Origin of the sequence: Kitasatospora sp. NPDC004614 (assembly GCF_042873675.1) — a bacterium.
In the GTDB taxonomy this organism is placed as follows: Bacteria; Actinomycetota; Actinomycetes; order Streptomycetales; family Streptomycetaceae; genus Kitasatospora.
This window is the reverse complement of sequence record NZ_JBIALR010000037.1, coordinates 1-7,194: the sequence shown is the minus strand read 5'-3', so window position 1 is coordinate 7,194 and position 7,194 is coordinate 1. Positions and strand designations below refer to the sequence as shown.

Annotated in this window: 10 protein-coding genes and 2 pseudogenes; 5 read left to right on the top strand and 7 right to left on the bottom strand. The window is 73.2% G+C overall.

Features of this window, described 5'->3' with window-relative positions:
* A pseudogene (locus ACFYST_RS36455) lies at window positions 1–91 on the bottom strand (electron transfer flavoprotein subunit beta); the annotation flags it as partial.
* A gap of 284 nt (window positions 92–375) precedes the next feature.
* Window positions 376–702: a TlpA family protein disulfide reductase gene (locus tag ACFYST_RS36450; RefSeq protein WP_387649946.1), complete on the bottom strand. Its 327-nt coding sequence runs from the start codon at window positions 700–702 to the stop codon at window positions 376–378.
* A 476-nt stretch (window positions 703–1,178) separates the two neighbouring features.
* On the opposite strand from ACFYST_RS36450, the gene ACFYST_RS36445 reads away from it, so the two are divergent.
* Window positions 1,179–1,955, top strand: a complete 777-nt coding sequence (locus ACFYST_RS36445; protein ID WP_387649945.1) for a lysophospholipid acyltransferase family protein — start codon at window positions 1,179–1,181, stop codon at window positions 1,953–1,955.
* A 358-nt stretch (window positions 1,956–2,313) separates the two neighbouring features.
* Here ACFYST_RS36445 and ACFYST_RS36440 read toward each other — a convergent pair whose 3' ends face one another.
* The 3 genes and pseudogenes from ACFYST_RS36440 to ACFYST_RS36430 all read right to left on the bottom strand — a co-directional run bounded on the left by ACFYST_RS36440 (window position 2,314) and on the right by ACFYST_RS36430 (window position 3,749).
* Entirely contained in the window at window positions 2,314–2,814 is a 501-nt protein-coding gene (locus ACFYST_RS36440) for a DUF6624 domain-containing protein (protein ID WP_387868749.1), read from the bottom strand.
* Between the two features lie 149 nt (window positions 2,815–2,963).
* Window positions 2,964–3,194 (bottom strand): annotated as a pseudogene (locus tag ACFYST_RS36435) (MarR family transcriptional regulator); the annotation flags it as partial.
* Window positions 3,195–3,248: 54 nt separating this feature from the next.
* A complete protein-coding gene (locus ACFYST_RS36430) occupies window positions 3,249–3,749 on the bottom strand; it encodes a MarR family winged helix-turn-helix transcriptional regulator (protein ID WP_387868747.1) in 501 nt (166 codons plus the stop codon).
* Window positions 3,750–3,821: 72 nt separating this feature from the next.
* Here ACFYST_RS36430 and ACFYST_RS36425 point away from each other — a divergent pair, with 72 nt between their 5' ends.
* The 4 genes from ACFYST_RS36425 (at window position 3,822) to ACFYST_RS36410 (ending at window position 5,843) form a co-directional block, all read left to right on the top strand.
* Window positions 3,822–4,376, top strand: coding sequence for a carboxymuconolactone decarboxylase family protein (locus tag ACFYST_RS36425; protein WP_387868744.1), 555 nt, complete (start codon window positions 3,822–3,824; stop codon window positions 4,374–4,376).
* 29 nt (window positions 4,377–4,405) lie between these two features.
* The gene (locus tag ACFYST_RS36420) at window positions 4,406–4,771 is read left to right on the top strand and encodes a hypothetical protein (RefSeq protein ID WP_387868742.1); all 366 of its coding nucleotides are present in this window, start codon (window positions 4,406–4,408) and stop codon (window positions 4,769–4,771) included.
* A 21-nt stretch (window positions 4,772–4,792) separates the two neighbouring features.
* A complete protein-coding gene (locus ACFYST_RS36415) occupies window positions 4,793–5,356 on the top strand; it encodes a hypothetical protein (RefSeq protein ID WP_387868741.1) in 564 nt (187 codons plus the stop codon).
* 115 nt (window positions 5,357–5,471) lie between these two features.
* Window positions 5,472–5,843, top strand: a complete 372-nt coding sequence (locus tag ACFYST_RS36410) for a hypothetical protein (RefSeq protein WP_387649931.1) — start codon at window positions 5,472–5,474, stop codon at window positions 5,841–5,843.
* A gap of 55 nt (window positions 5,844–5,898) precedes the next feature.
* On the opposite strand, the gene ACFYST_RS36405 is transcribed toward ACFYST_RS36410, so the two are convergent.
* Both ACFYST_RS36405 and ACFYST_RS36400 read right to left on the bottom strand, forming a co-directional pair.
* Window positions 5,899–6,477 carry a hypothetical protein gene (locus ACFYST_RS36405; RefSeq protein WP_387868738.1) on the bottom strand — a complete coding sequence of 193 codons (579 nt, stop codon included), beginning with the start codon at window positions 6,475–6,477 and terminating at the stop codon, window positions 5,899–5,901.
* 98 nt (window positions 6,478–6,575) lie between these two features.
* Complete coding sequence (locus ACFYST_RS36400; protein ID WP_387868736.1) at window positions 6,576–6,965, bottom strand: VOC family protein; 390 nt, start codon at window positions 6,963–6,965, stop codon at window positions 6,576–6,578.
* Window positions 6,966–7,194: the final 229 nt, after the last annotated feature.

Genomic DNA, 7,194 nt, shown 5'->3' with positions numbered 1-7,194 from the left:
CCTCCCGATCGGTGGTCGCATCGTCCGCGAAGCGACGATCACCGGTCGCGTCGGGCACGTACTTCACACAGACAACGATCCTCAAGCTCACGGCCTGCTCTCCTGTTACTGGTCCGATCCGGCGGCTGCGGCTGCGTCCGTGCGTGTCGAGTGGTCTCGGCACACGCGCGGGGCCGCGGTCCGGGCGGCGCGCGCCGGTGCCCCGCCGGAACTCCCCGGCAGCATACTCATGAGTAGCTCAGCCGTCACTACTCGCCAGTAGCTTACGCTGCCGCAGGTCCGGCCCGGCACCCGTGCCACCGCCTTGGCCCATCCTGCCGCAGGCAGGCCCGACTGCCACCTGACCCGGCACCAGAACGCCTGTGAGATTGAACGCTAGACGGCCTCGCCGAGTGCCGCGATCACGTCCACCGTGCGCGGCTGACCTGCCGCCCGGCGCACCACCCGGCCCGCGGCGTCCAGCACCAGCACGGTCGGGGTGCGCAGGATCTCCAGCCGGCGCACCAGTTCAAGCTGCGACTCGGCGTCCACCTCCACGTGCGCCACCCCGTCGACCATCCCCGCCACCTCGGCGAGCGTGCGGCGGGTCGCCCGGCACGGCTGACAGAAAGAGGTGGAGAACTGCACCAGCGTCGCCCGCTCGCCCAGCGCGGCACCGAGCTCCGCCCCGGTCAACCGCACCGCCCCGTCCTCGCCGCGCATCCTTCGCCGCCTCCCGTCCCGCACCTCGCCGACCGCTGTCGGCGCCCGCGGCACCGATCGGTCCGATCACCGCTCAAGTGTGACAAACGCCGTCCGCGCCGAATTCCCCGCCTTCGGACACTCTCCGTACGTACCGATGCGCGAGGTCCGCACCGCTCCCCACCCCGGCGCGCACGCCGGTCCGGGGTCGCCCGGCTGCCCCGGTTCGCCCGGATTTGCCTGCCGGGCACGGACCGCCGCCGGGCCGCCACCGCCCCGAACTCCGGTTCCCAGTTGGCCGTTCCATCCTCACCCGCACCGCGCCCGCACCGGCAGGTCCGGGCCGCGCCGTGCACGGGCGTGACAGACCGTGCCCGTTCGGGGGATCATCGGGGGGAAACACCCGTGGCCGCCGCGGCGTGCCGCAACCCGTCGGCCCTGCCACGCCCCGGGATCCAACGCACCGGGCAACAGGCCCCTGGGAAGTAGGACTGACCGTGGCAGAGTTCGTGTACCCGCCGGTGATCCGCACCGCGCTCACCGCGTTCAAGGCGCTGGACCTGCGAATCAACATCGTCGGCGCCGAGCACATCCCCGCCACCGGCGGCGCCGTCCTGGTCAGCAACCACATCAGCTACCTGGACTTCATCTTCGCCGGCTTCGGCGCCTACCGGGTGGCCCGGCGCAAGACCCGCTTCATGGCCAAGGACGACGTGTTCCGGCACAAGATCTCCGGCCCGCTGATGCGCGGCATGAAGCACATCCCCGTCGACCGCACCGACGGCCAGCCGGCCTACGAGGCCGCGGTCAAGGCGCTGCGCGAAGGCGAGGTGGTCGGCGTCTTCCCCGAGGCCACCATCAGCCGCTCGTTCATGCTGAAGAAGTTCAAGACCGGCGCCGCCCGGATGGCCGCCGACTCCGGCACCCCGCTGCTGCCCGTCGTCCTCTGGGGCACCCAGCAGCTGTGGACCAAGGGCCGCCCGAAGACCCTGACGAAGCGCCACGTCCCCGTCACCATCATGATCGGCGAGCCGATCCACCTCACCGAGGCCGACCGGCCGGTCATGGTCACCCGCCGCCTGCGCGCCGCCATGTCCGAGATGCTCGACCGCGCCCAGCGCGAGTACCCGGCCAAGCCGACCGGCCCCGACGACTCCTGGTGGGTCCCCGCCCACCTCGGCGGCACCGCCCCCACCCCGGAGCAGGCCGAGGCCGAGGACGAGGCGGAGGCCACCGCCAAGGCCGAACGCCGCGCCGCCCGCGACGCCGGCTGACCCACCGGCCGCCCACCGCCCGGCCTCCCGGCCTTACGCCGGACCGGGCGGCGGGCTCGGCGCACTCGCCGAACCACCCGCGCAGGCGAACCGCGCGACGCACCGGCCGGGCACACCAGCGTTGACGCACCGCGCAGCGCGCTCGCCGGACACACCGGAGTCGGCACACCACGCCGCGCACTCGCCGGGCGCGCCGCTCAAGCGAACCGCGCGACGCACCGGCCGAACACACCGTCGGTGGACGCAATGCGCGACACACTCGCCGGGCACACCGGCGGCGGACGCAATGCGCGACGCGCGCACCGGCCGGGCACACCGGAGTCGGCACACCGCGTGGCGCACTCGCCGGGCGCGCCGCTCAGGCGAATTGCGCGACGTACTCGCCGAACGGCGGGATGCCGACCCCGGCCCGCCGCTCGTCCATCCGCGCCGGGTCCTCGCACGGCCACGGCACCGGCGCGCCGGCGCGCACCCCCGCGATCTGGGTGCCGTAGACCTGCTCCCGCCCCTCGTTCACCAGCACCCGGTCCCGCAGGAACGCCAACTCCCGCGCCCCCGCCGCACCTTCGGCCACCGCCTGCTCCATCAGCCGCAACGCCCGCCGCTGGACGTCCAGTTGCCGGTCGGCGTGCTGCGCGATCAGCCACGCGGCCTGCGCCGCCTCCGCGCCGACCTCCACAGCGACGGGCCAGCCGTGCGCGTCCAGCAGCTCGGCCAGCCGGTCCGCGTGCCGCGCGGTCGAGCGCCGCCACGCCAGCCGCTCCGCCGGGTCCTCGCTGTTCGCCAGCGGCGCGGACGCCCGGTCGGCGGCTCCCATCGCGGTCAACTCGGCTGCCAGCGCGGCCACTTCGGGGGTCATTCCACTCTCCGTCGCTCTCGGGCGCCCTCGACGGCGCCGGACAGCACCATTCTGGGCGGGCGGATCGGCCCGAAGATCATTCCGAAGACCGGCGACAGGGCCACCCTCCCGCTGGAATACTTGAGGTGTTCCCGGGGCCGCGACGTGCACCGGGCCGGCATCTCCAGCCCGCGCGGGGCCGGCCGCACCGGCTTGCGCCGCACGCCATCCGGGCCGTCCGCCCGCTCCGCGTAGCCGAGCGCCTCCAGCCGGTCCACCGTCTTCCCGGCAGCCTGCTTGGACACCCCCAACCGACGCCCGATCTCGCTCGCCGTCGCCCCCTCCAGCCCGATCACCTGCAACACGAAGCCGTGCGCGGGCCGCGCCTCCGGGTGGCCCCGTCAGCCGGCTCTCCGCAACGCCTCGACTCTCCCGCGACGCCCCGCCAGGACCTCTCAGCCGCCGAACCAGCCCGCCGCGTCCAGCCGGAAGCCGGACGGGCCGGCCAACCGGGCCAGACCGTCCTCGAGTTCGCGCAGCTGCTGCTCGCCGAGCGCCGCCGCCCAGCGTCCGCGGATCTGCTCGAACACCTCCGCCGACCGGGCCAGCATGTCCAGCCCGCGCGGAGTCAGCCGCACCACCTTGCGCCGTGCGTCGCCCGGATCGTCCGCCCGCTCCGCATAGCCGAGCGCCTCCAGCCGGTCCACCGTCTTCCCGGCGGCCTGCTTGGACACCCCCAGCCGACGCCCGATCTCGCTCGCCGTCGCCCCCTCCAGCCCGATCGCCTGCAGCGCGAAGCCGTGCGCGGGCCGCGCCTCCGGGTGGCCCTGGCGGGCGAGTTCGGCGTGCAACTCGTCGATGATCGTGCGGAATCCGGCGAACAGCAGCAGGGGAAGCTCGAAGCCGTTGCGCTGATCGACAACCTGGTTTACGTTTTGGTCAACCACGTTGTCCATTCTAGGACGCGCAGCCGCGGCACGCCCCGGGCCGCCCCGGCACGCCTCCGCCCGATCCCGAAAGGGCTCACCATGCCCACCACCGCCGCCCAGCACTTCCCCGACCTCACCCCCGAGACCGCCCCGCCTGCCGCCCGCCGCTCCCTGGAGGGGATCACCCGCAACCTCGGTTACCTCCCCAGCGCCGCCGCCCGCCTCGCCCACTCACCCCAACTCCTCGACGGCTTCCTCAAGTTGACCGCCCTCTTCGACGCCACCGAGCTCGACCCGCTGGTCCGCGAAACCGTCGTCCTGACCATCGCCACCCGCAACGGCTGCCACCTCTGCGTCGCCATGCACACCGCCAAGCTCACCCACCTCGACGCCGACCCCGACCTGATCGCCGCCCTGCGCGCCCAGCAACCCCTCCCGGACGCCCGCCTGGAGGCCGTCCGACGCTTCGTCCACTCCGCCCTCGACCACACCGGCGCCGTCCCCGAACCCGACCTCGCCGCCTTCCTCGCCCACGGCTTCACCCCGGGCAACGCCCTGGAAATCGTCCTCGGCATCGGCGCCTACACCCTCTCCACCTTCGCCAACCGCCTCACCGACGCCCCCATCGACCCGCAACTCGCCGCCCACGCCTGACCACTCCGCCCAACCGGTACGCTCCCCCGGTGACCGACCGCGGCCTCACCCTCCCCGCACTACGGCACCAACTGGTGACCGCGGTCCTCACCCTGGCCGCCCCCGGCCTCCAGGACGCCGGCTTCGACCCCGCCCCGCACCTGGCCACCCTCCTCACCGACGCCTGCGACGCCACCGCCCCCGTCCCCTGGCTCGGCCACACCCTGCGCACCTCCGAAGAGGCCGCCCTCACCGCCGACCTCGGCACCGCCCTCCGCCACCACCTCGCCACGCTCCCGCCCGACCCCACCCCCACCGACCACCTCCAGGCCCCCACCTGGCACCCCGTCACCACCACCGCCGCCCACCTCGCCCGCCTCCTCGTCCACAACGACCACCTCGCCACCACCCCCTGACGGCGCGCTACCGTCGGCCCGGTGAACAACGACATCGACACCTGGCACCGCTTCGCCGCCCTCCTCCCCGAGCCGGACGCCCAGGACGTCGCCGACTGCTGGCAGATCGGCGAACAGGAAGCCGGCCTGCGCATCCTCGTCTCCGGCCTCCTCACCCACCAGATACCGATCAGCGAGACCGTCCGGGCCCAGCTCTCCGTCCTCGCCGAGATCTGGGGCGAACGCGAGGTCCTCACCCCCGACCTCCTCCGCTGCCCCGGAGACGGCCGACCCGCCCCCGTCGCCCTCACCGACCGGCCCTGGGAACCCGGCGACGACCACCCCGCCGAACCCGTCCTGGTCCCCTGGATCACCTGCACCACCTGCGGCCAACTCCTGCTGCGCGCCCACCTCCTGGACGCCGGGCAATCCCTCTCCCACGTCGCCGAGTACTACGCCATCGCCGCACCCGACGGCACCACCGTCCTGCACACCTTCCCCGCCTACACCGACGAGCCCTTCGACCCCGACGACCCCACCGACCCCGCCGGCACCGCCTTCGCCGCCCTCCTGAACGACTGCGCGGAGCCGACGGGCAGTCACTGACCCGGGCTCGGGCCCGGGCTCCCACCGGCCCACTGGCTGGAAACCCCCTGGGCATCAGCGCGGTGACGGTACATCATCACTATCGCCAGACACCGCACCACGAAAGCTGACCGACATGCCCCTGACGTTCCGAAAGCCCCGCCTCAAGGCCGGAATCCTCGCCCTCACCACCGCCGCAGCACTGAGCGCCGCCGCCACACCCAGCGCCCACGCGGCCGGCAACTGCACCCACTACGGGCAGCCCGGCTACGGGCAGGTCTTCACCGACTACAACTACTCGGGCGACTGCTGGGAGTTCCAGATCGGCACCTGGACGGTCTTCCCCGTCCTGGTCAACCACAAGGTCTCCTCGCTCAGGAGCTGGGCCTCCTACTCCGGCCAGCAGGTGAACCTGTCCGGCGACGGCATGACCTTCACCGCAGGCGCCGGCGAGTGGTGGCCGCAGCTGCCCGGCTGGTTCAACGACCACGCCAACGCCGCCTACTGACGGTCGGGGCCTGACGTCGAGGCCGGGTGGTCGGCAACCCGGCCACCTGGCCCCCTCAGAACTCCAACACCACCCCGACCGCGCCCGCTCCCGCGCTCTCCGCCGCCCGCAACACTCGCACCGGCCCGGCGAACAGCTCCGCCACCGTCCCGCCGCGGTCCTCATTGCCCATCACCGACAGCCACGCCTCCGCCCGCCCGACCTCAGCCCCCGCCAACAGCCGTTCCACCAGTGGCCGTTGCTCCCGCACCCCGGCCGCGTCGAGCACGAACTCACCGCCCCAGCCCGGCAGCCGCTCCACCGCCTCCGGCCCCAGCGCGAACGCCAACGCGTCGAACGGGTAGGCCTTCGACGCACCGATCGCGCAGCGCTCCTCCTCCGCGCACCCCTCCAGGAGGCCGAGCAGCTCCCACCGCACCTGGTCCACGCTCTCCGGCTCGTCACCCCGCCAGCCGTCGAACACCCCCGCCAGCGTCAGGGCATCGTCCCCGCGCCACGCCCCGCCGCCCGGCAGCCTCCGCAACCACTCCGTCCGCGCCGCGAGCCGCTCCCGCCACCACGCCAACTCCCCGGCCGCCGTCTCCGGCCGCCGCGCCCAGTGGCTGACACCTGCCGCCACCTGGTCAGAAACCACCCCGAGCACCCAATACCCCTGAAACCCCATGCCCGCCGTCCTCCCCGACACCAAAGGGGCCCCGGCCGGCACGACCAGGACCCCTCTCACCCTTCCACTCAGCGCCCCGGGCCGTCGCCCTCACCCGGCAGCCTCTCGGACAGAACGAACTGCGGGTTCTCGATCAGCCCGACCACCGCGCCCGTCGGCTCGACCACCGTCGCCACCCGGATCCCGCCGCCGACCTCCTGCACCGCGCTCCGCACCGTCGCCCCCGCGGCCACCACCGACTTCAGCGCCACATCGACGTCCCTGACACCCCAGTACGTCACCGGACCGACCGCCGGGTCGCCGTTCGGATCGAGCGACAACTCGTAGCCCCCGACGTTGAAGCCGACGTAGAACGGCTCGTCGAAGTACGGCCCGACACCCAGCACCGAGGTCCACCACGCCTTCGCGGCAGCCAGATCCGGCGCGGGGTAGATCACCGTCCGAAGACCAAGAAACATGTCAACGCCCTCTCCCAGCAAGACAGCTCTTCCGGCCGCGAGCCTACGACCCAGGTCCGACAACACCGCCGCCGGCAACAGGCCCAGCCCGCCTTCGAGATCCCCCGGAAATGCAGAAAGGGCCCCAGCCTATTGGCTGGAGCCCTTTCCAGAAGAATTGTTCGGCGGCGTCCTACTCTCCCACAGGGTCCCCCCTGCAGTACCATCGGCGCTGTGAGGCTTAGCTTCC